The 25,170-nt window shown below is 60.5% G+C and carries 18 protein-coding genes, 1 tRNA gene and 3 pseudogenes; 11 read left to right on the top strand and 11 right to left on the bottom strand.

The annotated features are described in order from the left end of the window. The first annotated feature begins 633 nt into the window (after window positions 1–633). A complete protein-coding gene (locus BLP23_RS23800) occupies window positions 634–1,020 on the top strand; it encodes a MarR family winged helix-turn-helix transcriptional regulator (protein WP_139187099.1) in 387 nt (128 codons plus the stop codon). On the opposite strand, the gene BLP23_RS23795 is transcribed toward BLP23_RS23800, so the two are convergent. Next, window positions 1,008–1,092: transfer RNA gene (locus BLP23_RS23795), tRNA-Leu, on the bottom strand. The two genes, BLP23_RS23800 and BLP23_RS23795, sit on opposite strands and share 13 nt — an antisense overlap. Before the next feature lie 16 nt (window positions 1,093–1,108). On the opposite strand from BLP23_RS23795, the gene BLP23_RS35140 reads away from it, so the two are divergent. Continuing rightward, window positions 1,109–2,128, top strand: coding sequence for a tyrosine-type recombinase/integrase (locus BLP23_RS35140; RefSeq protein WP_092587212.1), 1,020 nt, complete (start codon window positions 1,109–1,111; stop codon window positions 2,126–2,128). Window positions 2,129–2,481: 353 nt separating this feature from the next. Continuing rightward, on the top strand, window positions 2,482–3,963 hold the full coding sequence (tig, locus tag BLP23_RS23785) for a trigger factor (RefSeq protein ID WP_092587211.1): 1,482 nt from the start codon (window positions 2,482–2,484) through the stop codon (window positions 3,961–3,963). 114 nt (window positions 3,964–4,077) lie between these two features. On the opposite strand, the gene sthA is transcribed toward tig, so the two are convergent. The 4 genes and pseudogenes from sthA to BLP23_RS23765 form a co-directional block, all read right to left on the bottom strand. After that, window positions 4,078–5,484: a Si-specific NAD(P)(+) transhydrogenase gene (gene sthA, locus BLP23_RS23780; RefSeq protein ID WP_092587210.1), complete on the bottom strand. Its 1,407-nt coding sequence runs from the start codon at window positions 5,482–5,484 to the stop codon at window positions 4,078–4,080. Window positions 5,485–5,587: 103 nt separating this feature from the next. Then, complete coding sequence (locus BLP23_RS23775) at window positions 5,588–6,163, bottom strand: dual specificity protein phosphatase family protein (protein ID WP_092587209.1); 576 nt, start codon at window positions 6,161–6,163, stop codon at window positions 5,588–5,590. A 410-nt stretch (window positions 6,164–6,573) separates the two neighbouring features. Further along, window positions 6,574–6,784 (bottom strand): annotated as a pseudogene (locus BLP23_RS23770) (Atu4866 domain-containing protein); the annotation flags it as partial. A 210-nt stretch (window positions 6,785–6,994) separates the two neighbouring features. After that, complete coding sequence (locus BLP23_RS23765) at window positions 6,995–8,065, bottom strand: aldo/keto reductase (protein ID WP_407691806.1); 1,071 nt, start codon at window positions 8,063–8,065, stop codon at window positions 6,995–6,997. Between the two features lie 88 nt (window positions 8,066–8,153). On the opposite strand from BLP23_RS23765, the gene BLP23_RS23760 reads away from it, so the two are divergent. Then, window positions 8,154–9,044 (top strand): LysR family transcriptional regulator, encoded by an 891-nt coding sequence (locus BLP23_RS23760; protein WP_092587208.1) that lies wholly within the window; start codon window positions 8,154–8,156, stop codon window positions 9,042–9,044. A 117-nt stretch (window positions 9,045–9,161) separates the two neighbouring features. Here the strand turns inward: BLP23_RS23760 and BLP23_RS23755 are convergent, their stop codons facing one another. Next, entirely contained in the window at window positions 9,162–10,616 is a 1,455-nt protein-coding gene (locus BLP23_RS23755; RefSeq protein WP_092587207.1) for a PAS domain S-box protein, read from the bottom strand. Window positions 10,617–11,127: 511 nt separating this feature from the next. Between BLP23_RS23755 and BLP23_RS23745 the strand changes: the two are divergent. Beyond that, window positions 11,128–11,816: pseudogene (locus BLP23_RS23745) on the top strand (class I SAM-dependent methyltransferase). A 149-nt stretch (window positions 11,817–11,965) separates the two neighbouring features. On the opposite strand, the pseudogene BLP23_RS35465 reads toward BLP23_RS23745, so the two are convergent. Together BLP23_RS35465 and map are read right to left on the bottom strand one after the other, a co-directional pair. Then, a pseudogene (locus BLP23_RS35465) lies at window positions 11,966–12,080 on the bottom strand (RadC family protein); the annotation flags it as partial. 147 nt (window positions 12,081–12,227) lie between these two features. Beyond that, the gene (gene map / locus BLP23_RS23735) at window positions 12,228–13,061 is read right to left on the bottom strand and encodes a type I methionyl aminopeptidase (RefSeq protein ID WP_092587205.1); all 834 of its coding nucleotides are present in this window, start codon (window positions 13,059–13,061) and stop codon (window positions 12,228–12,230) included. A 354-nt stretch (window positions 13,062–13,415) separates the two neighbouring features. Here map and BLP23_RS23730 point away from each other — a divergent pair, with 354 nt between their 5' ends. Together BLP23_RS23730 and BLP23_RS23725 are read left to right on the top strand one after the other, a co-directional pair. Beyond that, a complete protein-coding gene (locus tag BLP23_RS23730; protein WP_092587204.1) occupies window positions 13,416–14,318 on the top strand; it encodes an adenylate/guanylate cyclase domain-containing protein in 903 nt (300 codons plus the stop codon). A 94-nt stretch (window positions 14,319–14,412) separates the two neighbouring features. After that, the gene (locus BLP23_RS23725; RefSeq protein ID WP_092587203.1) at window positions 14,413–15,309 is read left to right on the top strand and encodes a phosphotransferase family protein; all 897 of its coding nucleotides are present in this window, start codon (window positions 14,413–14,415) and stop codon (window positions 15,307–15,309) included. Between the two features lie 26 nt (window positions 15,310–15,335). Here the strand turns inward: BLP23_RS23725 and BLP23_RS23720 are convergent, their stop codons facing one another. The 3 genes from BLP23_RS23720 to phaC all read right to left on the bottom strand — a co-directional run bounded on the left by BLP23_RS23720 (window position 15,336) and on the right by phaC (window position 19,783). Continuing rightward, entirely contained in the window at window positions 15,336–16,334 is a 999-nt protein-coding gene (locus BLP23_RS23720) for an alpha/beta hydrolase family protein (RefSeq protein ID WP_092587202.1), read from the bottom strand. An 87-nt stretch (window positions 16,335–16,421) separates the two neighbouring features. Next, window positions 16,422–17,666: a DUF2778 domain-containing protein gene (locus BLP23_RS23715; RefSeq protein ID WP_092587201.1), complete on the bottom strand. Its 1,245-nt coding sequence runs from the start codon at window positions 17,664–17,666 to the stop codon at window positions 16,422–16,424. A gap of 281 nt (window positions 17,667–17,947) precedes the next feature. After that, a complete protein-coding gene (gene phaC, locus BLP23_RS23710) occupies window positions 17,948–19,783 on the bottom strand; it encodes a class I poly(R)-hydroxyalkanoic acid synthase (protein WP_092587200.1) in 1,836 nt (611 codons plus the stop codon). 154 nt (window positions 19,784–19,937) lie between these two features. Between phaC and BLP23_RS23705 the strand changes: the two genes are divergently transcribed. The 4 genes from BLP23_RS23705 to recJ all read left to right on the top strand — a co-directional run bounded on the left by BLP23_RS23705 (window position 19,938) and on the right by recJ (window position 25,159). Next, window positions 19,938–20,354, top strand: a complete 417-nt coding sequence (locus BLP23_RS23705) for a hypothetical protein (RefSeq protein ID WP_092587199.1) — start codon at window positions 19,938–19,940, stop codon at window positions 20,352–20,354. 222 nt (window positions 20,355–20,576) lie between these two features. Next, window positions 20,577–21,794 (top strand): LL-diaminopimelate aminotransferase, encoded by a 1,218-nt coding sequence (locus BLP23_RS23700; protein WP_092587198.1) that lies wholly within the window; start codon window positions 20,577–20,579, stop codon window positions 21,792–21,794. Between the two features lie 67 nt (window positions 21,795–21,861). After that, entirely contained in the window at window positions 21,862–23,184 is a 1,323-nt protein-coding gene (locus tag BLP23_RS23695) for a homoserine dehydrogenase (protein ID WP_092587197.1), read from the top strand. A gap of 172 nt (window positions 23,185–23,356) precedes the next feature. Then, the gene (recJ, locus tag BLP23_RS23690; protein ID WP_092587196.1) at window positions 23,357–25,159 is read left to right on the top strand and encodes a single-stranded-DNA-specific exonuclease RecJ; all 1,803 of its coding nucleotides are present in this window, start codon (window positions 23,357–23,359) and stop codon (window positions 25,157–25,159) included. The last annotated feature ends 11 nt before the right edge of the window (window positions 25,160–25,170 follow it).

The following is a 25,170-nucleotide window of genomic DNA, read 5'->3' as shown; positions in this document are numbered from 1 at the left end:
CGCGGTCCCTGATGGTCGTGGTTTATCCACAATAATACACAGGGAAGTTTAATAAATATGGATGTTCGCGCCACTTTATTAACAACCCCTAATAAGTGCCTCTTTTGACTTCGCTTTGGGCAATCACTGCCCGCGTATCATCACCGTGTATGGGTGGAGCAGATTTCAAGGAATTGCATGGCTGGTATACCCGCAACGCATGTGTGAGGTAGGAATGAAATCCTATCCCATTAACGAAATTTAATGTGAAATCAGCATCATGCAGCACACCACAACCGCGATGAAATGACAACTTAAGCTTCCAATCTATCCACCTGTGGCTGTTTTGCCGCTTGCTCTGGAGCTGGTCGGAAGAGTATACCCTACGCAGTCCTGAAAACGTGAACAGGACGAGAACGGCGAGCGAGGACAATCAGGTGCGTCTATTCAAGAAAACCAAGCGATTTGAGGTATATGTCGAGATCGAAGGCTCGCGTATTCTGGATCGCTTCTTTAGCTATCGCTGCGACGATGGAAACCACGAAATGTGGGTTGGTCGCTGCTACATTTCGCTGTTTGTTGCAAAAACCTAATCACCGGTGTATCGGTTTCCCCGTATCGCCCCTGATTTGGGCAATTTAGAGGATGCTGAATATGCCAAAGGCTCTGTTTTCGCGCTTGAGCGCGGTGATGAACGAGGTTCGTAAACTTCAGGACGAGAAGGCCTTGATGTCTGTTCAGACGCTCGAGGTCTTCTTAACGGTTGCTGCGAAGGAGGGCATGTCCTCCTCCGACATACGAAAGCTTACCGGCATACCTCAGCCGTCGATCAGTCGCGCTCTTGGCGACCTCGGTGACAAGGCCGTGCGTAAAGGCACTGAGGGGTTGAAGCTGGTCCGCGTAGAGCGAGACCCGAACGATCTGAGAAATACCCTTTGCTACCTGTCTCCGACAGGGAAGCTATTGGCTGCCCGTATGGCGCAGCTAATGGGCGTGGACGACACCAAGGTAGACGGGTCGTTCGTGAATGGTGCCCAGTGAGGGACTCGAACCCCCACACCTCTCGGCGCTTGGACCTAAACCAAGTGCGTCTACCAATTCCGCCAACTGGGCAACGAAAGGAGAATGGATGCCAGTTAAACCACGCGGAGCTTCTTGGCAAGCCGCCGTCTCATACAAAGGACGACGCGAGAGAAAGGACTTCCCAACAAAGCTTGAGGCTGAGATCTGGGAAGCCAAGACTAAGGCGGAAATGCTCGCCGGTACCTTCGACAAGAAGGCTGAGGAGCCCGCCGAACCCGTAATGACCCTTCAGGAACTCTTCAATCTCGTCGCTGAGACGCGCTGGAAGGGAACCAAGGGAGAGAAGACCGCTCTCATCAACGGACAGCACGTAGTCGACATTCTCGGCCCGACGAGGGACGTGAAGACGCTCGGCTACGAGGACACGTTGAAGATCAAGCGGGTGGTATCGAGCTGGAAACGGTCTGATGCCACGATCAATCGCAAGCTCGCTGCCTTCTCCACGATGGTGAAGGAAGCGCACAAGCTGAGCAAGCTCGAAAAGCTCTTCGAAATCGGCCTGATCAAGGAGCGCAAAACCCGCGTCAGGTTCTATGAAGAGGGGGAGATCGATGCCATGCTCAAATGGTGCGAAGAGATGGCCGAGGATGAGCTGAGGGATTACATCATAATCTCTCTGGATACAGGCTTCCGACAGGGCGAAGTGTTGAAGATCACCAAGAGGGATGTCGATCTGGCTGACCTCTGGACCTATGACACGAAGGCCGGGACGAACCGAGATGTACCGCTCACAGCCAGGGCGAAGGAAGTTCTCCTCCGCAGGGCTAAGCCTCTCAATGACCCCGATGCAAAACTCTTCCAGCAGAAGCCTGCCATCTATCGCGATCACTGGAAGAAGATGCAGTCCGATCTCGGCATGACGGACGACCGCAACTACGTGCCACACGTACTGCGCCACACGTTCGCCACCAACCTGTTGCTTCATACGGACATCCGCACGGCGCAGGAATTGCTCGGTCACAAACGCATCGAAACCACCCAGCGTTATGCTCATACGTCAGCCGAGCGTAAGCGCCTTGCAATCCAGAAGCTGTCAGAGTATCAGGGGCCGGAAATCGGAGCGTGACACATGACACAATGTGCCATTTTCCGGTGGCACACTGGGTAGTAAAGGGATTGTGACACTACGTAAGCGCCTGAAAAGGCTGGGCTTTCACCGGAAGTATAAATCGAAATTCAGATTTAGGTTCTGGTGCCGCAAGGCGTGGGAGTTCAAGTCTCTCTACCCGCACCAAAGCTGGCTTGCAGGTGGGAAGACCCGATAGGTCGCCCCAATTACCCGGCAGGATGGCGCCGTCCCCCCTTGGGTGGGATGCATTGGAATCTGACAAAAGCCACGCGCGGCAATTTTTCCGGCGTCGTGCTCATCGAAACGAACGGCGTCTGGGCACGGCCGCCACGAAATGAAGGTAGGAAGACATGCAGGTTATCGAAACGCTCGCTGAAGGGCTGAAGCGCGAAATCAAGGTCGTTATCCCGGCCAAGGACATGGAAAACAAGATGAACGAGCGCCTTGCCGACGTAAAGGACAAGGTGCGCATCAATGGTTTCCGTCCGGGAAAGGTGCCGGTCGCCCACCTCAAGAAGGTCTACGGCAAGTCCATCATGGCCGATCTCGTCAACGAGATCGTTCGCGAGCAGCCTACCCAGATCCTTTCCAGCCGTGGCGAGAAGTCCGCCACGCAGCCGGAAATCGCAATGACGGAAGACAAGGACGAAGCTGACAAGATCCTCGCCGCTGAGCAGGACTTCGAATTCACGCTCTCCTATGAAGTTCTGCCGCCGATTGAACTGAAGTCCGTCGAGGGCATCAAGATCACCCGCGAAGTCGTTGATATTTCAGACGAAGAAGTCAACGAGCAGGTTCTCAAGGTTGCCGAAAGCGCTCGTTCTTACGAGACCAAGAAGGGCAAGGCCGCCAATGACGACCGCGTCACAATGGATTACGTCGGCAAGGTCGACGGTGAAGCCTTCGAAGGCGGCACCGATCAGGGTGCTGAACTCGTCCTCGGCTCCGGCCGCTTCATCCCGGGCTTCGAAGACCAGCTCGTCGGCGTCAAGGCTGGCGATGAGAAGACCATCACCGTGACCTTCCCGGCCGACTATCCGGCAAAGAACCTTGCCGGTAAGGAAGCCACCTTCGACGTCACCGTCAAGGACGTTGCTGCTCCGGCTGACGTGGAAATCAATGACGAGCTGGCAAAGAAGCTCGGCCTGGAATCCGCCGATCGCCTGAAGGAAATCGTCCGCGGCCAGATCGAGTCGCAGTATGGCTCGCTGACCCGCCAGAAGGTCAAGCGCCAGATCCTCGACCAGCTCGACGAGATGTACAAGTTCGAGACCCCGAAGTCGCTCGTTGAAGCCGAATATAACGGCATCTGGAGCCAGGTGAACAACGATCTCGCTCAGTCCGGCAAGACGTTCGAAGACGAAGACACGACGGAAGAGAAGGCCAAGGAAGAATACAAGACACTCGCCGAACGCCGCGTCCGCCTCGGCCTCGTCCTCTCCGAAATCGGCGAAAAGGCCGGTGTCGAAGTGAGCGAAGACGAAATGCAGCGCGCGATTTACGAGCAGCTGCGCCAGTATCCGGGCCAGGAGAAGCAGATCCTCGAGTTCTTCCGCAGCCAGCCGGGCGCCGCCGCTTCGATCCGCGCGCCTATCTTTGAGGAAAAGGTCATCGACCACCTGCTGACCGAGATCGAGGTCACGGACAAGAAGGTCACCAAGGAAGAACTGCTCGCCGACGAAGAAGGCGAAGGTTCAGTGAAGGAAACCAAGAAGGCCGCGCCGAAGAAGAAAGCATCCGCAAAGGCTGAAGCTTCCGAAGGCGAAGAGGCCGCTGCTCCAAAAAAGAAGGCCGCTCCGAAGAAGAAGGCCTCCGAAGGCGACGCCGAGTAATCGGCTCTTCAAGGTCTAAAATTCAAGGCCCTGCCGGGTGGTCGGCGGGGCCTTTTCTTTGGGCGGCAATGCGAGTGCTGTGCTGGGCAGGCCTTGCCAAACGAGGCGGGCGGCTCAGAGTTCCGATTTGATGTCGCCCATGCGGTTCCAGGCGTCGAGACCGGCGATCTTGTAGGCTTCCGCAAGCGTCGGATAGTTGAAGGTATTCTCGACGAAATACTCGACGGTGCCCTTGAGATTGAGCACAGCCTGGCCGATATGCACGAGTTCGGTCGCCCCTTCGCCGACGATGTGAACGCCGAGCAGGCGGCGGGTCTTCAGTGAAAAGATCATCTTCAAGAGACCGGTTTCGAGGCCCATGATGTGACCGCGCGAGGTCTCGCGGAATCGGGCGATGCCGCATTCGTAGGGAATGCCGCGCTCCTTGACCTCTTCTTCCGAAAGGCCGCAGGTCGAAATCTCCGGCACGGCATAGATGCCGTAAGGGAAGTATTTCGGAGGCTCCTTGGCGATCGCGCCGATGGCGACGCGGGCGGCGATGCGGCCCTGCTCCATCGAAGTCGAGGCGAGGCTCGGAAAGCCGACGACGTCGCCGGCGGCATAGATGTTCGGCACCGAGGTCTGGAAGGTTTCCGGATTGACCTTCAGTCGGCCACGGCTGTCGGCCTCGAGGCCGGCGGCAGCAAGGTTGAGCGCGTCCGTCGCGCCCATGCGTCCGGCGGCAAAAAGCACCATGTCTGTCGTCAGGTGGCGGCCGTTGTCGAGCGTCAGCGCGACTTTGCCATTTTCGAGAGGCTCCACCTTGTCCGCCTTCTGGCCGAGCAGTAATTTCATGTTGCGGTCGCGGAGCTGGTAGGTGAAATCCTCAACGATCTCCTTGTCAATGAAATCGAGCATTGTCGACTTGGGATCGAGCAGGGTCACGGCGGTATCCAGGGCGCTGAAGATCGTCGCATATTCGATGCCGATGACGCCTGCGCCGATGACGACCATCGAACGCGGCAGTTCCTTGATGTCGAGCAGTTCGTCGCTGTCGATTACGCTCTTGCCGTCGAAGGGGATGTAGTCCGGGCGGAAAGGCTTGGTGCCGACGGCAAGCAGGATGCTGGCGCAGCTCACCTGCATGGTCTCTCCGTCGTCCTTGATCACCTGCAGCGTCGAGGGATCAACGAAGCTTGCCCTGCCGCGGATATGCTGGACGCGGTTGCGGGCGAACTGGTGCTCGAGCACTTCTACCTCGTGGTCGAGCGTAATCAAGAGGCGGCGGCGCAGATCCTCGGCGCTGATCTCTTCCTTGACGCGATAGGCACGGCCGTAGAAGCCGCGCTCGCGCCAGCCGGAGAGATTGAGAGCCGTCTCCCGCAGCGTCTTGGAAGGGATGGTGCCCGTATGAACCGAAACACCGCCGACACGCTTGCCCTGTTCGATGACCAGGACCTTCTTGCCGAGCTTCGCAGCCTGGATGGCACCTCGGCGCCCCGCCGGACCGCTGCCCACAACAACAAGATCGTACTGAAACATGGCTCAGCCCCGGAATTGGAATTTGGAATCATATTTTGCAACGCAAAATGTCGCTCATCCACGGGTAGCTGGTCAATGTTTACAGATCGTTTTACGGCTACTGTCAGGATCTGCCAAAAACGAAGGTCTCCATTTTCTCGAACGTGCGATCCATCGCGAAAGCGCGGCTGAACGGGAAGGGCAGGTGCCCGTAGAGAAGCGATAACTGCCCCTCGGCAGCCTCTTCGTCCTTGCCGGCGACGGCGGCCAGATAGAGAGCGGAGGCAAGCCCGGTGCGATCGGCGCCGGCGCGGCAATGGATCAGCAGCGGTTTCGGCGCGTCCCGCATGATGGCGATGAGATCCTTGGCCTGTTCCGGGCTCAGTTCTCTTCCAGCGGACATTTTGAAGTTGATATGGACAATGTTCAATGCTTTCGCCTGATGAACCTCGTCGGCGTACCATTTGGAGCTGTCGGCTTTACCCCTGAGGTTGAGGATCGTTCTGATGCCATACTGTTTTTCAAGCTCTGTGATTGATTGGGCGGACGGCTGCGACGAACGGTAGACTTCGCCGGCAACGACCGTTGCGAAATTGTCCGTTGCCTGCAGATAAAGAAAATAACCGCCTGCGGTGAGCAGGAATAGGCCGAAGAGCCTTAGCGCCGCCTTCCCGTAGCGTGGGAAGTATTTTACCGTCATCGAATGCCTCTGCCTCGGAACGCTACCTGCGAGGCAGCATGCGCTCATTGCGACCCGAAGCTGACAGACACCTGAATGGTGGCGCTTTTAAGCGTCTGCCCTCCATCCTCCGCAGGCCCGTCCTTGTCGATGACGTGGTCAACTCAGGGGCATCTGCTGGGAGCGCTTCTGTTCGGCTAATTTTATGACCTTGCCGAGGATGGCAGCGACAACGTGCGCTCAGCGGTTTGCGAGCTTTCGAGGCGAGGAATCTCGCGCCCTGCGCTGCCGCGCTCTTCAGTCTTCAATCAGTTTCCTCGCACCAAAGGGTGCGGGACGATGGGACCTCCTTGGATGGCGTACGACAACTCATCTTCTGCGACGAAGCATCGCCTATGGGCGACGGCTAAAACCAGATCTGCGCTGCGCTACTATCGTTTCGAGATGGAGGGGTCTGCGAAATGATCCGTAAGTCGGCGCAAAACCATACCGCCGTGGTGCAAGATATTTGCGTCGACGAAGTCGCCATCGGCGGTGAAGCCGGTGTCGTCCCAATATTCGATATGTGTGCCGGCCACTTCGTAGCGCCCTTCATAGGCACGTTCGCGTTTACCGCGGGGCCTCGACGTAACGCCCAATCGGCGCGGGCGTCCGGCGCGCTGGTCTCGGCATGCGCCGGTCCGATGATGGCCAAGAATGCTGACGCGACCAGCAGTTTGCGGCCCCCAGCGGTGAGGCGATCGGTCAGTGAAGAAAAGGTCATGGGTGTCATTGCTTTCTTGTGTTGCTGAAGGGCGAGAAGGCACTGTCTGGACAACCGCCGTCATGCATGTCGGTCTTCTTCGTCTGAGTTCAGAGGCGGCGAGCCACGCAAGCTCCGCCGAAGATGAGTTGCTGAACCAATGGGCGATCTACGAAACGGGCAGGGAATATCGGATCTGGGCCGCTTACTCGGTTGAGGCGATCGAGCTGCTCCGGCGACAGCGCCACGTCCAGAGCGCCCAGATTTTCCTCCGCCTGGGCAACTGTGCGGGCGCCCATGATGGGCGACACGACCGTGGGATTCGCCAGCGTCCATGCAAGCGCTACCCGAGACGGTGTCGAGCCCATTTCCTGGGCAACGGTGCGAACCTCGTGCGCGATCTGGATGGCGCGCTCGTTAAGATGCCCCGAGGAGGCGATGACGCCCTTGCGGCTGGGAGACACGGCCGCTTCACGGGAATCTTGAACATCTGCTCGGGAGTACTTGCCGGTCAGCATGCCGCCGCCTAGCGGCGACCACGGGAGCACGCCAAGTCCTAAGGATGCGGCCATCGGCATGAGCTCGTGCTCGACGGTGCGTTCCACGAGACTGTATTCGATTTGGAGCGCGACGAAGGGGGACCACCCGCGCATGTCGGCGAACGTCTGCATTTCGGCGATCCGCCATGCCGGCGTATTGCAGATGCCGACATAGAGAACCTTTCCCGACCGAACGAGATCGTCGAGGGCGCGCATCACCTCGTCTGGCTGGGTCGTCATGTCCCATCCGTGCAGATAGAAGAGATCGATGCGATCGGTGCCAAGCTGCCTGAGACTTTGTTCGACAGACCGCATCATGTTAAGGCGATGATTGCCGCCCGAATTGGGGTTGCCAGGCTCGCGGGCCATCGTGAACTTCGTCGCGAGGACGAGCCGCTCACGCTTGTCGCCGACGAATTCGCCGAGGAAGCGTTCGGCGGCGCCGTTGGTGTAGTTCACCGAGGTATCGATGAAATTGCCGCCCCGATCGACATAGAGATCGAAGATGCGGCGGGCTTCGACACTGTCGGCGCCCCAACCCCAATCCGACCCGAAGGTCATGGTGCCCAGGCTTATGGGCGAAACACGCAAACCTGAGCGTCCTAGCAGCTTGTAGTTCTCGAGCATCATCTTGTTGGCCATCTCCAATTCACCGAGCCAAAACGTAGAGGCTGCATGAGGAGCGGACAACTTGCCCAATCGTGACCACGCTGGTAAGTTGGACTAACCAATGGCTGTGGATCTGAATGGCATCTCTGTTTTTCTGGCCGTCGCGGAGGCACGGAGCTTCCGCGCGGCCGCCGAGCACTTAGGTGTCACGCGGCCAGCGGTGAGCCAGTCGATCCGTCGCCTCGAAGATCGGCTTGGCGTCGCGCTCGTTCAGCGAACAACCCGGAGCGTCAGCCTGACAGAAGCTGGCGAGCAGCTTTACCAGCGCGTGGCGCCAGCCATTGCGGAGGTCGGCCTGGCCCTGAACGCCACCGCGGACCGAGACATCGCTCCAAGCGGCCTTTTGCGGCTGGCAGTGTCCTCGATCGCGGAACGGTTCATCTCAGGACCACTGCTGTCGAGCTTTGCGGACGCCTATCCTGCCGTTCAGATCGATCTGTCCGTCACGGACGAAGAATTCGACATTGTGGCAGAGGGATATGACGCGGGGGTGCGGCTTGGCGAAGTGATAGACCAGGATATGATCGCTATCCCGGTGTCCGGCGAGCAACGTCAGATCGCGGTTGCCGCGCCTTCCTATATCGAGCGCTTCGGGAAGCCCTCGCATCCCTCGGAACTGGCCCAGCATCGCTGTATTGGTTGGCGTCCCGCGCCGCACACCGCGCCTTACCGCTGGGAGTTTGGTGAAAATGGACGTGAGTTTGACGTGGCGGTCAATCCTCAGATCACTACCAATGATATGTGGCTGATGATCCGCACGGCCTGCGCCGGGGGGGGCATAACCTTTGGCATGGAGGAGACCTTCGGCCCCTTCGTCTCATCCGGCAAGCTGGTGCCTATCCTCCAAGAGTATTGCCCGCCGTTTGCGGGCTTTTTTCTCTATTTTCCCAACCGGCGGAATCTCGCCCCGAAGCTACGCGCGTTGGTTGAACATGCAAGACGGTGGCGATAGCGTGGATGTCACCTCGATTCCAGACCGAGCGGAAGCCGCGCTGTGGTGACCGGGGCGTGGCTGAAGGAGCCAAGCTCGGCTCGGCTAAGTGGGCCGAGATCGTTGTGCGGCCTGCCGTCAGGCTTGCAGGCGATCGCGCGGAACTGACAAGCGAATGACGAGGCCTTCCGGCTTCCATTCTCGCTGGATCTCGCCGCCGAGCTGGCTACGGACTGTGGCGTGGCCGAGAGTCGTGCCGAAGCCGCCCCCGTCATCGGCTTGCATTACGGGCGGGCCGTCTCGCTCGGTCCAGGTGAGGACGAAGGTGTCGCCTTCCTCTTCGCACGCGATTTCGACGCAACCCTTGTCGGTCGACAGCGCCCCATATTTCGCGGCATTGGTCGCAAACTCGTGCAACAGCAGCGCGAAGCTCGTGAGAGACCCCCCGGAGATCGTCGCGTCGGGGCCACTGACGACCGCATGGGGTGTGGTTGTGTCTGGGCCGCGATCATATGGCGCAAGGATCGTCCGCAACAGGGTATGGAGCGTGGTCGCCTGCTCGATGCGGTCCGACGCCCGGGATGTCCGGGCCACCGTCAAGGCGTGAGCCTGGGCGAGCGCTCCCAGCCTTTGAGAAACTGCTGTGGCGAGCTCGCGCGGTGTCGTCGCCCTTCTCGCACTCAGCGACACGACGCTGCTCGCCAGTGTGAAAAGGTTCTTGACGCGGTGATCCATCTCTCGGAGGAGAAGGTGCTGCTGCTCTTCGGCGCGCCGGCGTTCGGTGATGTCACGCGCGATCTTGGATGCGCCGATCACTTGGCCTGCGCGATTTCGGATCGGCGACACCGACAAGGATATCTCGACAAGGCTCCCATCCTTGCGCCGGCGGATCGTCTCGTAGTGGTCGATCTTTTCGCCCCGTCGAAGCCGGGCGAGGATGTTCGGCTCCTCGTCGGCTCGATCCAGTGGGATGAGCATGGTGACCGAGCGGCCGATGGCTTCTTCGGCAGTATAGCCAAAAAGCCGCTCGGCGCCGCGGTTCCAGTCGGTGATTGTGCCGTTGAGATCCTTTGCCAGGATGGCGTCGTCGGATGATTCGACGATAGCTGCGACCCGCTGCGCGGCTTCGTCGGCGACAGCAGCGTCCGATTGATCGACGAGCATGTTGACCGCACCGACGAGCGTGCCCTCGGCGTCGAAGATCGGAGTCGGAAAGGCCTGGAACAGGACCCGGCGGCCGTCCGGTCGCTCGGCAAACGCTTCGAGCCCTCGTACCGGGCGCTTTTCGCGCAGCGCCACGGCCATAGGGCATTCGTCATGTGGCAGGGGCGTGCCGTCCGGCCAATATAGCTTCCAGGAGCCGCAGAATTCGCTCTTCCCGAGCTCGGGCCTCACTCCCCACATCTCGGCGGCCGCCTCGTTGTAGAAGGTTATCAGTCCTGACGCATCGGTCGTATAGACGGCTTCGGGGAGAGCTTGAAGGATGTGCTCGATCGCCATATTCGCGTGGATCGCGACGGTTGCTGCGTGCGGTTCCGCCTCGTGACCGGGCCTAGTGAAGGGTGTCTCGCTCTGGCTCAGGGGCTTGTTCATGCGATACTCCTTGCGGACTTCGTGACGGTCACATTGCTATTGGCTCTTCTCCGGATGTCCGCACGATCTGGCCGCTGGTGCGGCTGAAGGTAAAGGCCCGTAAGGCGAAGGCTTAAACCTACCGGATGCAGCGGCGGTTTGATAGGGCCCCGTCGTAGGCAGTCTGGATTTGACGACGCTTGCGGAAATCCCGCGTCCTCACCTTAATTGTGTCCCGGTGCAGGTCGGGAATGTAGATGTCGTGCGTGCGCAGTCCTTTGGCGGCAAACAGCGCGGGTCGGGTGCGGGTGTTCCATGATGGAATTCGTCGCCCCGGCCACGCCGGCGCTACAGGAAGCCGACGTCCCGGTCTCCGACACTCGCCAACTCGGCAGACAGATCCGTCAGGCTCTGTGCGACAAGTGAACGACTTCGACCCCGAACTGCATGCGACCGCGCACGGCGATTCGCAGAATTAGAGCGACACAACGGGCATTTGCGCGCCGCCGCGTGCGTTGGAGTACGTAACCGCGTGCTCGATATCGGTTGCGGGGCAGGACAATCGACTCGTGAGGCGGCCCGTGTCGCGGTGCAAGGCGGCGCGCTCGGCGTGGATACGTCCTTCGAGATGCTCGAGGTTGCGCGACGACGTTCCAACGAAGCAGGTTGCACAATGTTTCGTTTGAGCACGGTGATGCCTAGCACCACGCATTTCCCGCTGCCAGATTCGACCTCTGCATCAGCCGGTTTGGCGTGATGTTCTTTGCTGATCGGGTGGCGGCGTTTGCCAATGTCGCCCGGGCGATGCGTCCGGGCGCGCGCCTTGTATGGATGGTTTGGCAGAGCCAGGAGCGCAACGAGTGGTCTGGTGCCATTCGGCGAACCTTGGCCCCCGGAACCGCGGTTTCCGCAGCTGCTTTCACACCGTTTTCACTTGGCGATCCCATGATCGCTACAGACCTTCTGAGCACAGCGGGCTTTGTTTCGATCGATTTTATCGACGTGCGAGAACCGGTTTTCTATGGGCCAGACGTCGATAGCGCGTTTGACGCGCTCAACGATCTCTATCTTGTGAAGGACGCGCTGGCGCGAACCGATGCAGCGCCCGACAAGGCATTGCAGCGACTGCGCGATTTACTGGAGACGCACATGACCACGCAGGGCGTACTGTTTGATTCGCGCGCGTGGATCATTACCGCTCACAGGGGACAGAGTAGGTGATGGGTTGTCCGCGCTACGACCTTTAGCTCATGGTCGGCACTGATAATTTCAACAATGGCTCAATCGAGCCATTCCCTCACCCTGGTGCACTTGCTCCACAGTTTCGATGAACTTGGCGACCTCGACCTTCCTGAAGCGATCGGCTACGCATCGCGCCGCGGGATCAGCCTGAACAGCGGCAATCGAGGTTTTCGTAACGGCAAGTGCGGCATCGCCGAGGTCGCGGAAGCGGCCGCGTAGCCGCTCACGATGGCCGTGATAGTTCTTCCTTGGAGTGAGCCGGGCACGCGGTCTGTTTGCGGATTACGCAGGCTTAGCCGGCTGTTAGGCTAGGAATTGGCGCTCGTCAACCGGCCAATGGTGGGCCTAAGCCGAAAGGCAGTTCATGGTTCTGGCGGACGCGATCTGCGTTCACCCGCTGAGCGGCAGGCCTGGACGGTCGAGGCCGACGGGCGAAAGGGTGAAGATCTCGCAGCCGCCGGCCGTGACCCCGACGGTGTGTTCGTATTGCGCCGAGAGCGACCGGTCGCGCGTGACCGCCGTCCAGCCATCGGCAAGCACCTTCACATGCGGACGCCCGAGATTGATCATCGGCTCGATCGTGAAGATCATGCCTTCGCGCAACTCCGGACCCTCGTTGGCCCGACCGTAATGCAGGATGTTCGGCGAATCGTGGAAGAGGCGGCCGACCCCATGGCCGCAGAAATCGCGGACGACCGAGCAGCGCTCGTTTTCTGCGTAGGTCTGGATCGCCTCGCCGATCGCGCCGGTGCGCGCGCCGGGGCGGACGGCGGCAATGCCGCGCATCAGCGCTTCATGCGTGACTTCGAGGAGACGTTCGGCGGCACGCTTGATCTGCCCGACCGGATACATGCGGCTGGAATCGCCGTGCCAGCCGTCGAGGACGAAGGTGACGTCGATATTGACGATATCGCCTTCGCGCAGCGGTTTTGCGTCCGGAATGCCGTGGCAGACGACGTGGTTGATCGAGGTACAGGTGGATTTGGTATAGCCGCGATAATTGAGCGTCGCGGGATGGGCGCCGTTGTCCATGCCGAATTCGAAGACGAACCGGTCGATCGCGTCGGTCGGAAGCCCCGGCCTGACGATCGCCGCGAGTTCGTCGAGGCAGCGAGCGGTCAACTGGCACGCCTTGCGCATGCTCTCGAAGGCCTCGGGACCATAGAGCCGGATGGCGCCGGTATTCTTCGGCGGCGCGGAGGAGGCTTCGATATAATTCACCATTGCAGGGCCTTAGCGGAGATTGTCCTCATCGTACATAATGCAGCTATGCCGCGTTCGTCCATCGCGATCAACCGCTACCAAGAGATTTGTACCACTTCGATAAGCTGCATCGGTATGCCTTTCCGGTCACGCGGTGGGTTTCACCCCGTGTTTTTCGTCTTGCGCTCCACTCGGACGGCGCGATGGAAATTCCCGCGTGGAAGTGAAATATGGCGCTTGCCGGCGCCATGTTTCTAGCGCCTAAGCCCCTTCGGGGCGAAATGGACAATGCGCAAATCGCGCTTACAGAACCGGATTTATTGAGGACTTGCCCTAGCTTTTCTGACTGGACACAAGGAAACGCGGCGGGACATCATGAGCGAAACGCGACGCAAGCTGACCACCATCTTCTCCGCCGACGTGCAGGATTACACGCGCCTGATGGGTGCGGATGAGGAGGGCACCCTGGCGATGCTGAAGCGGTATCGCGATGCGATGTCGCGGCTCATCGCGTTGCATGGAGGGCGGGTGATCAATACTTGGGGCGACGGATTGATCGCCGATTTTCCGAGCGTCGTGGAGGCGGTTCGCGCGGCAGTCGACGTTCAGAACGAGCTCGCGGGCATGAACGCTACGCGGCCGGCGGACGCTCGCATGCTGTTTCGGATCGGCATCAATCTCGGCGATGTGATCGTCGAAGGCGACGATCTCTATGGTGACGGCGTCAATATTGCCGCGCGGCTGCAGGCGTCTGCCACCGCCGGCGGGATCGTGATATCGAATACTGTCTACGATCAGGTCCGCAACAAGGTGGCCGTCGGCTTCGATTTTCTCGGGCCTTTGCTGGTGAAGAATGTCACAGAGCCCGTGCCGAGTTATGCCGTGCGCATCGGCGAAGGCATAAAGAGCGCACCGCAGCCGGAGGCTCCAGTGAACCACCCGGACGCTCCGGCAATGACCAATCGGCCGCTTGGCGCAAAGGCTCGCAAGATGTTTGGTCTGCTCGCCTTGTTGAGTGCTGTGCTGGTCCTCATTAATCTTCTCTCCTGGCGAGGCTTCTTCTGGGCGGCATGGCCACTTCTCGCCTTTGCTGTCCTGACGGCAATGATATGGGTGCGGAATCAGAACCGCGTCGATCGGGGCATTGCCGCCCTCGGCGTCGTCGGGCTTGGCATGATCGCGATCAACCTTTTATTGTGGCACGGGATATTCTGGGCGATATGGCCAGTTCTGGGCCTGGCCGCCGCTGCCGGCGTTCGATGGGTGATGCGAAACTGACTTAAAGAGTGCATTGGCCGTGACTAAGAGGCGGCTTGCCAGTGTTCCGAATTGCGTATCTTGCCGCGCTGCTCGATGATCGACGAAAGGCACCATGACAACGGAAAAGTTAGATCAGTTCCGGGACATCATTCTCAGCGAGTATCCGGACTTGGCCGCATCGACGTTCGAGCTCGCCCCGGTAGGCTGGGATTCGATCGCCGTCGACGTGGATGACCGGCTGATCTTCAAGTTTCCCCGCAATGAGGTCGCACAAAAGGCGCTTGTGAGGGAGGCCGCTCTGCTTGCTGTCGTGCGACCCAGGGTCTCAATGGCCGTCCCGGAGCTGCGCATTTTCGAGAGAGGTCAGCACCTGTTTTCTCTTCATGAGAAGCTGAAGGGCGAACATCTGCTCACGGCCGAATATGACAGGCTGCCGGAGGATGCGCGCCAGCGCCTTGGCGATGCATTGGGGCAGTTTTACACCGAACTTCACCGGCTCGATAAGGAGCAAATGGCGCATGCCGGCGCCTCGCCGATCGGCGCATGGCAAAGCCCTGCAACGCTTCGCGGCAAAGCCGTGCCGGTCCTTCCAGCCGAACTTCGCGGCGTGGCCGAGGATATCATCGCAGCATTCGAGCGGCTTGCGCCCGATCCCCATGGGCAGACCTATGGCTTTTTCGACGGCCATGGATGGAACATGGCTTTCGACCGTGTGCGGGGCCGCCTCAACGGCATCTACGATTTTGCTGATTCCGGCTTTGGTCCGCTCCACCAGGAGTTCATATATTCGAACTTCATATCGCCGGATCTCACGGAGCGGATCGCTGCGGCTTATGAAAAGGCGTCGGGCCGGACACTCGACCGGCGCCGTATCGCGATCCTCACCGGTATTCACAGGCTGTCGGAGCTGGCAGAGCTACCGGACGATTCCCGCCACACTCCGGCAATGACCCACCATACCGTGAGATGGCTCGAGACGATGTCGGGCCGCGGATACGCTGCGAGCTAATGGGCGAAAGAGGCTCGGAGACGATTTCAGACAACGGAACCAAAGAACCGAGCTGCGATGCTGGCGACTTCGTCGTGAATAGACCGCCGATCGATGCCGTCGGCATCCGTGAATATGTCCGGTGCCAGTTTCCGGCCTTGTGGCGTCGGTTCCGGCACAAAAACGTAATGGTCAACTCCGCCTTTGAGAATATCCAGCCCGGCGCCCGGCAGATGGGTGTGCAGCCAGCCGCAGCATTCCCGCTCAGGGGCGATGGTATCCGCATCAGCGCCGACAATGCGAATTGGCTTTGCGATCCGCTTCAGGCTTTCGGCCGAAAAGCCCAACACCGAGCGGCCAGGCGCAAGGACGAGGGCAGCATCAAATCGAGGGTCGCTATAGTCTTTTGATCTGCGGCTCCACGATGCGCGAAAGACTTCGCTGCGCTCCAGCAGGGGAGATATGTGGTCCGCCAGATCGGGAAACTCCCTCGGTCCCCGGTGCGGGCTCTTGATCGGGTTTGCAGATTCAAACTGGGAATAGGCCACGCGTGCGCCCATCAGCAACATAGCCGTGTAGGCACCGGCGGAAAAACCAGCGACGCAGGCGTGAGCGCTGATCATTCCGCCCAGTTGCTTTCGCCAGTTGCGATCGTCGAGCATTGCACTAAGGTCGCTTGCCCGTTCCCAGAGGCAGAGGAAGCCTTCCGGTCTATAGGGTTCGGCACCGGTGTGGCCGTGATGATTGACCGCAAGGGCGACGAAGCCCCGCTGCGCCAGGCGATGGGCCAGCCATTCGAGACCGGCGGCAACTCCCCCGGTGCCATGAGAGAGCAGCACGAGGGGATGAGGCCCCGCTGCCGGTTTAAGAGCCGCGTCACGCGCAACAGGCTTCAGCCGAAACCAAGATGCTTCAGATACGGGCGTCTCGACTGCGCCGTCATCCGCAGGATACCAGGCCGCCCAGGAAAGAGGCCGGGGGGCGCTACCTTCCCAGTTCGTCCTGTTCGCATCAAGGCAGAGGCCTTTTGTAAAGCCCACCGGCATCTCAATGCTCCAATTCGCGAGCTAACTCGTCGCGTCCTACCTTCGCACGAAGATGGGCTAAAGGCCATCCGGCGAGACGAGGCATGCTTAGCTTCGTTTCGAAAACAGCGATGCGAGGCTTGGACGTGGAGAGGGCGGATTTTTCAGGCGCGGCACGACCACGAGGCGTTTGACTTCGCCGCGCTTGAAGGCGGCAAGGAAGCGGCGGTAGTCCTTGAACGAGATGCATCCGTTGGAATCGCCACGCTTGCCGAGCATGTAGGTGTGGGCGAGCAGGCCGACGCGACCGTGGATCTTCTGCGGGCCGCCGATGGGGTGGAGGCGGATCGCCTCGACGCCATGGAACAGCGCTTCGCGCATGGCGAGGTCATAGGTGTGCGGCGGGGTTGGGCCGCGCATTTTCTTGTCGGCGTAGCGCGGCTTGTCGCGCATGGCTCCGAGGCCGGAATGGGCTTCGAGCCTTTCGCCGCTCGGCAGATAGACGATGCTGGCCTCGATATCGTAGATCGCCACCCCATTGCGGGCGCTCGGCACCAAGGCCGGCTTGGCGAATGCCGGCATCTCCTCGTCGTCATTTTCCGTTCGCGCATAGGCAAGAGCCGGTCCGGCTTCGGGCGCGTCGATCTTCGGCTTGCCGGGGCGTGCCATGGGCAGCGGAATATCGGTGCCAGGCGCCAGAACCAGGCCGAAAGGCTCGTCGGATGTGGTTGTGTCGGCGGAGGCGGTTTCGACAGGAGCGGCGGCAGGTATCGGCTGGGCGGAAGGAAGCGTGGCCGCAAGCGCGAGGCTTGACGCCGGTTCAACCGGCTTGGCGGAGGCGGTCTGACGCGAATAGTCAGGTGCAGGAAGGGCCGCAGGCGCGGTGACTGCCGGAACAGGAGCGGCGCTAGCAAGCACCAGCGCCTGCTGCTTCAGCGCTGCGGCCATCGCCGCGCTGTTGTTGCGCATGGCAAGCAGCGTCAGGCCGCGGCGCTGCATGAGGGCGACCATATCCTTGGAGGATTTCGGCGAGGCTTCGGCAACCATGCGGTCCGAAACCGTCGTCTGGCCCGGAAGGCGCGAGAACTTGCCGACGCGGATGAGCGGATGCGCAGGCGTGGCAACATGCGGAGCAGGCTTCCGGGCGATCGCGACATCGGCGATCGTCGCAGCTGCGGGTTGCGGCATGGCGGAGGTGTGCATGGCCGCGATCGAGGCAATCGTCCAGGCGGATAGAGCGACCGCGATACCAATTGCAGCAGTTCCGGAGATAAGCCGGAGGGGCCTGACTGAGCGAAAAAAAGCCCAGCCGAAAGGGTTGACGCTTTCACGCGTCTCAACAGCAAACGCCATACTACTCGGTTTCCCAACGCGTCACATTACCGGCGGCTTACGCGGAACGCCCTTGCCGGAGCCGGTAATGAAGCAAGAGGGCCAAAATGAGGCCCGATGCGACTTGCCGACTGCCTACAAGCATGACGCACTATGGTAACTAATTCCTTTACGGGATTATCTAGTTGGACGAAATGGCCCGGTTTGCCGGTTCTCGCGATGCGGCAACGAAAGAGCTGGCGGCCGTCTCCGGCGAGCCTCATCGTCTTTGAAAGAACGCGTTTGCCTTGCAAGCCGTGCCGCTATGCCCGCTCCATGACGTAGCTGCCCGGTGCTTCCTCGATGGCGTTGAGCGCCGTGCCGCCGGGTTTGCGCGCTGGCACGCGTTTAGCGTCCTTGGCTTCGATCCAGGCGTGCCAGTGCGGCCACCAGGAGCCTGGGTTTTCCTCGGCTTTGGCAAGCCAGGTGTCGTAATCACCCCTGGTGGAGCCGCCGGTCCAGAACTGGTATTTCTTCTTGTCGGGCGGGTTGACGACGCCGGCGATATGGCCGGAGCCGGCCAGCACGAAATCGACTTTTCCGCCGAAGAACCGGCTGCCGAGGAAGACGGAATTCGCAGGCGCGATATGGTCTTCGCGGGTCGCCAGATTGTAGATCGGGATCTTCACGTCTTTTAGCGATACGGTCTTGCCGCCAAGCATCATCTCGCCGGCGGTGAGCGCGTTCCTGAGATAGCAGTTGCGCAGGTAGAAGGCGTGGTTGGCGGCGGCCATGCGGGTGGAATCGGCATTCCAGAAGAGTAGGTCGAAGGGCATCGGCATCTCGCCCTTCAGGTAGTTGTTGACGAAATAGGGCCAGATCAGCTCGGAGGCGCGCAGCATGTTGAAGGCGGTCGCCATCTTCGAGCCGTCGAGATAGCCGGTCGCCTGCATATGCGCCTCGAGTGCTTCCAACTGCTCCTCGTCGACGAAGACCTTGAGGTCGCCCGCATGGGTGAAGTCGACCTGGGTGGTGAACAGCGTCGCCGTCTTGATGCGCTTGTTTTTCTCCTTGGCATGCAAGGCCAGTGTTGCCGCAAGCAGCGTGCCGCCGACGCAATAGCCGACGCTGTTCACATCCGTTTCATCGGTGGCCTTTTCGATCGTTTCCAGCGCGAAATCGATGCCCTCGCGGGCATAGGCCGTCCAATCCTTCCCGGCATGGCGGGCATCAGGGTTCACCCATGAGATGACGAAGACGGTATGGCCCTGGTCGACACACCATTTAATGAAGGATTTCTGCGGGTTGAGGTCGAGAATATAGAATTTGTTGATCCACGGCGGGCAGATGAGAAGGGGGCGTTTCAGCACCGTATCCGTGGACGACTCGTACTGGATGATCTGGCAGATGTCGTTCTGCGCGATCACCTTGCCGGGGGTCAGCGCCATGTCTCGGCCGACGGCGAATTTTGTCATGTCGGTTTGGCGCAGTTTCAGGTCGCCGCGGCCGGCCGCGATGTCCTCCGCCAGCATCTTCATACCGCGCACCAGGTTTTCGCCGCTGGTTGCGATCGTTTCGCGGTAGAGCTGCGGGTTAGTGGCGACGAAATTGCTCGGCGAAAGGGCAGCGGTGATCTGCTTCACGTAGAAGCTCGCCTTATGCCTCGTATGTTCGTCGAGCCCTTCGGTCTGGGCGACGATTTTCTCTGCCCAGTCGGCGGTGATGAAATAGACTTGACGCAGGAAATCGAAGAAGGGGTTCTTCTGCCAGTCGGCGTCGGAAAAGCGCTTGTCCTTGCGCTCCGGCTCGGGTTCGCCAGCCTCGCCCTGCAATCGTTGCATCGAACGCATCCAGACGCCGAAATAGCTGCTCATCAGCTGTGTTTGCGCCTCGAAAGTCCGACGTGGATCGGACATCCAGTATTCGGTGACCTTCGAGAGCGTCTTGACCATGTCGGTCATCGGCGCGGCGAGCCGGTCGTTGATTTCCCCGCTCTTGCGCGGCGCAAGCCAGACGGAAGCCGCCTTGCCGAGGTTTTCCAGCGCGCGGGCAATGTTCATCGCCATCGCCTCGGGATCCTTCAACAGGTAAGGATCGAGATTCGGTTCGAATCCCGAGGGTTTCGTCTTCCCGCCATTTTCCTGCTTGCTGTCGGTCACGCGTCTCCTCCGGCGGCAGCAATTCTCTTGCATATCGAGTTGTACATCGTCCCGGATCGAGAAAACAAGTTCAACGCAAGCGCACTCGTGCTATTGCTTTGTTGCTGCGACAAATTTAACAGTCGCTGAGGCTTCAGGATTTGGAAGATCTGGCATGACGACCAACGGCATCATAGGCATGGCACTCGCAACCCGCATGGCACTCGCTGCCGCGGCCGCAGCGATGACGCTTGCTGGATGCGCATACACGCCGGAGCAGAAGGCGGCCGCCGCGGCGCGGCGCGCGCCTCCGACGGCCGTCGTCATGACGCCGACCAAGGGCGAGGAGCCGACACAAAGCAGCCTTGCCCATTATCCGGACGGCTATCCGAGCTTCGGCGCGCCGCTGACGGCAGCAAACGCCCAGATGAGCAACGAGGAAGCCGCAAGCTTGGGGCAGAAGCTTTCGGGACTCCGCGTCCAACGCAAGGCAGGCACGATTTCGGAAGCCGAATATCAGCGGCGGGTGGCCGAATATCGCAAGCTTGCGGCCGAGCACGGCACAGACGCGCTCTCTGCAATCGGCAATTAAGCCTTGCCTTTCAGGCGATTTGGACGCAAAGCCTTCCGCAGCTGGCGGGAGACGCAATTTTCCCGATAATACGCGTCTGTCGCGGCCTTTCGTCAAAGATTCGCCGCGGGACGAAAGTCTGATGATTACGGCGTTTGCGATTGTGAAGTTCGTGTCGCAGGCAGCCGGGAACAAACGAGCTTCGAGCGCGGTCATGGTGGCCGCATTTCCATGGGGAAAGAGATGGAAGAGTTTCACAAAGTCCGGCGTTTGCCGCCTTACGTTTTCGAACAGGTCAACCGTTTGAAAGCGAGCGCGCGAGCGGGCGGCGCCGATATCATCGATCTCGGCATGGGAAATCCGGATCTCCCCACTCCAAAGGCGATCGTCGACAAACTGTGCGAGGTCGTCCAGGATCCGCGCACGCACCGCTATTCCTCCTCCAAGGGCATTCCCGGTCTTCGCCGGGCACAGGCCGCCTATTACGCCCGGCGTTTCGGCGTGAAGCTCAATCCGGATACGCAGGTCGTCGCGACCCTCGGCTCGAAGGAAGGCTTCGCCAACATGGCGCAGGCGATCACCGCGCCGGGCGACGTCATTCTCTGCCCGAACCCGACCTACCCGATCCATGCCTTCGGCTTTTTGATGGCGGGCGGTGTGATCCGTTCGATCCCGGTCGAGCCGGACGAGAACTTCTTCCAGCCGTTGGAGCGGGCCGTGCGACACTCGATCCCGAAGCCCTTAGCGCTGGTCCTCAACTATCCGTCCAACCCGACGGCCCTTGTCGCGACGCTCGATTTCTACAAGGATGTCGTTGCCTTCGCGAAGAAGCACGACATCATCGTGCTGTCGGACCTCGCCTACTCGGAAATCTACTTCGATGGCGAGCCGCCGCCGTCTGTCCTGCAGGTCCCTGGCGCCATGGATGTCACCGTCGAGTTCACCTCGATGTCGAAGACCTTCTCGATGCCCGGCTGGCGCATGGGTTTTGCGGTTGGCAACGAGCGGCTGATCGCGGCCCTGACGCGCGTCAAGTCCTACCTTGACTACGGCGCCTTCACGCCGATCCAGGTCGCGGCGACGCATGCGCTGAACGGCGACGGTTCCGACATCGCGGAAGTCCGCAACGTCTACAAGCGCCGCCGCGACGTGATGGTCGAGAGCTTTGGCAAGGCCGGTTTCGACGTGCCGCCGCCGGCAGCCACGATGTTTGCCTGGGCGAAGATCCCGGAAAAGTTCCGTCATCTCGGTTCGCTGGAATTTTCCAAGCTGCTCGTCGAAAAGGCCGATGTCGCGGTCGCACCGGGCGTCGGTTTCGGCGAGCAGGGCGACGATTACGTGCGTCTGGCGCTCGTGGAGAACGAGCATCGCATCCGCCAGGCCGCCCGAAACATCAAGAAGTTCCTGTCGACGGCCGACGAGACGATGCACAACGTCATCTCGCTCAACGCGCACCGCTGATATCTTCATACTTCAACGGCAGCCGCTTTTTGGCGGCTGCCTCTCATAAAACACGCAGGATCGTTCCATGACAGACGCCCTCAAAATCGGCATTGCGGGCCTTGGCACCGTTGGTGCTTCGCTCGTCCGTATCATTCAGAGCCGCAGCAACGAGCTTGCTGCCACATGCGGGCGGCCGATCCTGATTACGGGCGTTTCGGCTCGCGACAAGACCAAGGACCGCGGCCTTCATCTTGCCGGCGTCGAGTGGTTCGACCGGCCGGAAGACCTGGCTGAAAAAGGTGACATCGACGTTTTCGTCGAGCTCATCGGCGGCGCCAACGGCCCTGCCAACAGTTCGGTGCGCGCTGCTCTCGAACGTGGTCTCCACGTGGTGACAGCCAACAAGGCGCTGCTTGCCTATCACGGCGTCGAACTGGCGACGATCGCGGAAGAAAAGGGCACGCTGCTGAATTTCGAAGCGGCCGTGGCCGGCGGCATTCCCGTCATCAAGGCGCTGCGTGAATCGCTGACAGGCAACACGATTTCGCGCATTTACGGCATCATGAACGGCACCTGCAATTACATCCTGACCAAGATGGAGAAGGAGGGCCTCTCCTTTGCAGATTGCCTGAAGGAAGCACAGCGTCTCGGCTACGCCGAAGCAGATCCGGCCTTCGACATCGAGGGCAATGATACGGCGCACAAGCTCTCGATCCTGACGACGCTTGCCTTCGGCAACCAGATCGCGGCTGACGACATCTACCTCGAAGGCATAACGAATATTTCGATCGAGGATATCCATGCGGCGGCCGAGCTCGGCTATCGCATCAAGCTGCTCGGCGTCGCACAGCGCACCGATACCGGCATCGAACAGCGCGTGCACCCGACCATGGTGCCTGTCGATTCGGTCATCGCCCAGGTGGACGGCGTCACCAACGCTGTGGCGATCGAGTCCGATATTCTTGGCGAACTGCTGATGGTTGGCCCGGGTGCCGGCGGCAATGCGACGGCATCCTCGGTGCTTGGCGATATCGCCGACATCGCCAAAAGCCAGCCTGGCGCGCAGCGCGTACCGGTTCTCGGCCATCCGGCAAAGGCGCTGGAATCCTACCGCAAGGCCCGGATGAAGAGCCATGAAGGCGGCTATTTCATCCGCCTGACGGTGCTTGACCGCACCGGCGTTTTTGCGAGCATCGCGACGCGCATGGCGGAAAACCACATCTCTCTGGAATCCATTGTGCAGCGGTCGCAGCAGCACCTGGCGCCGTCGCACCACCAGACGATCATCCTTGTCACCCATGCCACGATGGAGGATTCCGTGCGCAAGGCTGTTGCTGCGATCAAGGGCGAAGGTTACCTCGTCGGCGAACCGCAGGTGATCCGCATCGAGCGTCCCAAAGAAGATTGAGAACCCGTCTTCCTTAAAAGAACTGGCGAGCGAGGCGGCCGGGCATTCTCGTCCACAGCTAACATGCGCCTTCGCGTCCAAAATCGTTGTGTGCTCCACCAAAGCCACATAAATCTGCCGAAAGCGCCCCGGTCCCGGGGCGGTGACAAGCGTTGGGCGTCAGAGGGGCGTTGTGGATATAGCGGCCGATCCGGTACAGCGGGCATTTCTGGGAGTGGAGAAATCCGTCCTCGATAACCGCTGGGTGTCGCGCCTGGATCAGGCGGGACAGAACCGCGCGCTCGCCATATCGCAGGTGCACGGCCTGCCGGATTTGATTGCGCGCGTGCTTGCCGGGCGGGGCGTCGGGGTCGACGAGGCCCTGGAATTTCTCGATCCGACGATCCGCAGCCTAATGCCTGATCCCTATACGCTGACGGATTGCGAGAAGGCGGCCAGACGTCTGGTCGAGGCAATCCGGCGCGGCGAGAGCGTTGCGATCTTCGGCGACTATGACGTCGATGGCGCGGCTTCCTCGGCGCTGATGTACCGTTTCCTCACACATTTCGGCGTGAGGGCCAATATCTACATTCCCGATCGCATCTTTGAGGGCTACGGACCCAATCCGGCCGCGATCAATCAGCTAATCGACAACGGCGCGCAGCTGATCGTGACGGTCGATTGCGGCTCGACCAGCCACGAAGCTCTGGGGGCTGCCGAAAAGCGAAATATCGACGTCGTCGTCATCGATCACCACCAGGTGACACATGATCTGCCGCACTGCCATGCTCTGGTGAACCCGAACCGCGAGGACGATCTTTCCGGGCAGGGGCATCTCTGTGCTGCGGGCGTCGTCTTCCTAGTGCTGGTCGCGGCGCTGAGGCTGCTGCGCGAGACGGGCGACAAGCGAATTTTGGCCATCGATTTGCTGCAGTGGCTGGACATCGTAGCACTGGCGACGGTCTGCGATGTCGTGCCGCTCAAGGGGCTGAACCGGGCCTATGTCGTCAAGGGCCTGGTCGCCGCGCGCCACCAGAGCAATGCCGGGCTCGCGGCACTTTTTCGCAAGGCGGGCCTTTCCGGGCCGGTGACGCCCTATCATTTCGGCTTCCTCATCGGTCCGCGCATCAATGCCGGCGGCCGCATCGGCGACGCTGCACTCGGCAGCAGGCTTCTGACGCTGGACGATACCGGCGAAGCGGAGGTCATCGCCCAGCGGCTGGACGAGCTCAACCGCGAGCGCCAGGCGATGGAAGCGGCGATGCTGCAGGAGGCCGAGGCGGAGGCGCTTGCCGAGTATGGAGACGGCGAGGGCGCCTCGGTGATCGTCACCGCACGGGACAAGTGGCACCCGGGCATCGTCGGCCTGCTGGCTGCGCGGCTGAAGGAGAAATTCAAGCGTCCGGCCTTCGCCATCGCCTTCGACCCGTCGGGCCGCGGAACGGGCTCCGGCCGCTCTATCAACGGTTTCGACATGGGAAGGATGGTGCGTGCGGCGGTCGATGAAGGCCTGCTCCTCAAGGGGGGCGGTCATGCGATGGCTGCGGGCCTGACCGTCGAGCGCGAAAAGCTCGGAGCCTTGCGCAACTTCTTTACAGAACGTGCGGAAAAAACCGTTGCGGCGCTGGTTGCCAATGAGACGCTGAGGATCGATGGCGCGATCGGCGCCAGCGGTGCGACGATCGAACTGATCGACCGGTTGGAAACGGCCGGGCCCTACGGCTCGGGGCATTCACAGCCGATCTTCGCGGTGCCCGCGCATCGTCTGCGCGACGCGCGGATGGTCGGTGAGAAACATGTGAAGGTAACGCTTGAGGCAATGGACGGCTCCCGCCTCGACGGTATCGCTTTCCGGGCCGCAGACACCTCGCTCGGCAAACTCCTGCTCAATTCCCGCGGGGCGAGCCTGCATGTGGCGGGAATGCTGGGGGCCGAGCATTATCAGGGTGCGCGGCGCATCCAGCTGCGTGTCTGCGACGCGGCGCCGGCCCGATAGTCACCGAGCGG

The sequence above is a fragment of the Rhizobium mongolense subsp. loessense genome (assembly GCF_900099775.1).
Lineage (GTDB): Bacteria > Pseudomonadota > Alphaproteobacteria > Rhizobiales > Rhizobiaceae > Rhizobium > Rhizobium loessense.
The sequence above is the reverse complement of the archived record's forward strand: the minus strand, read 5'-3'. Positions and strand labels throughout refer to the sequence as shown.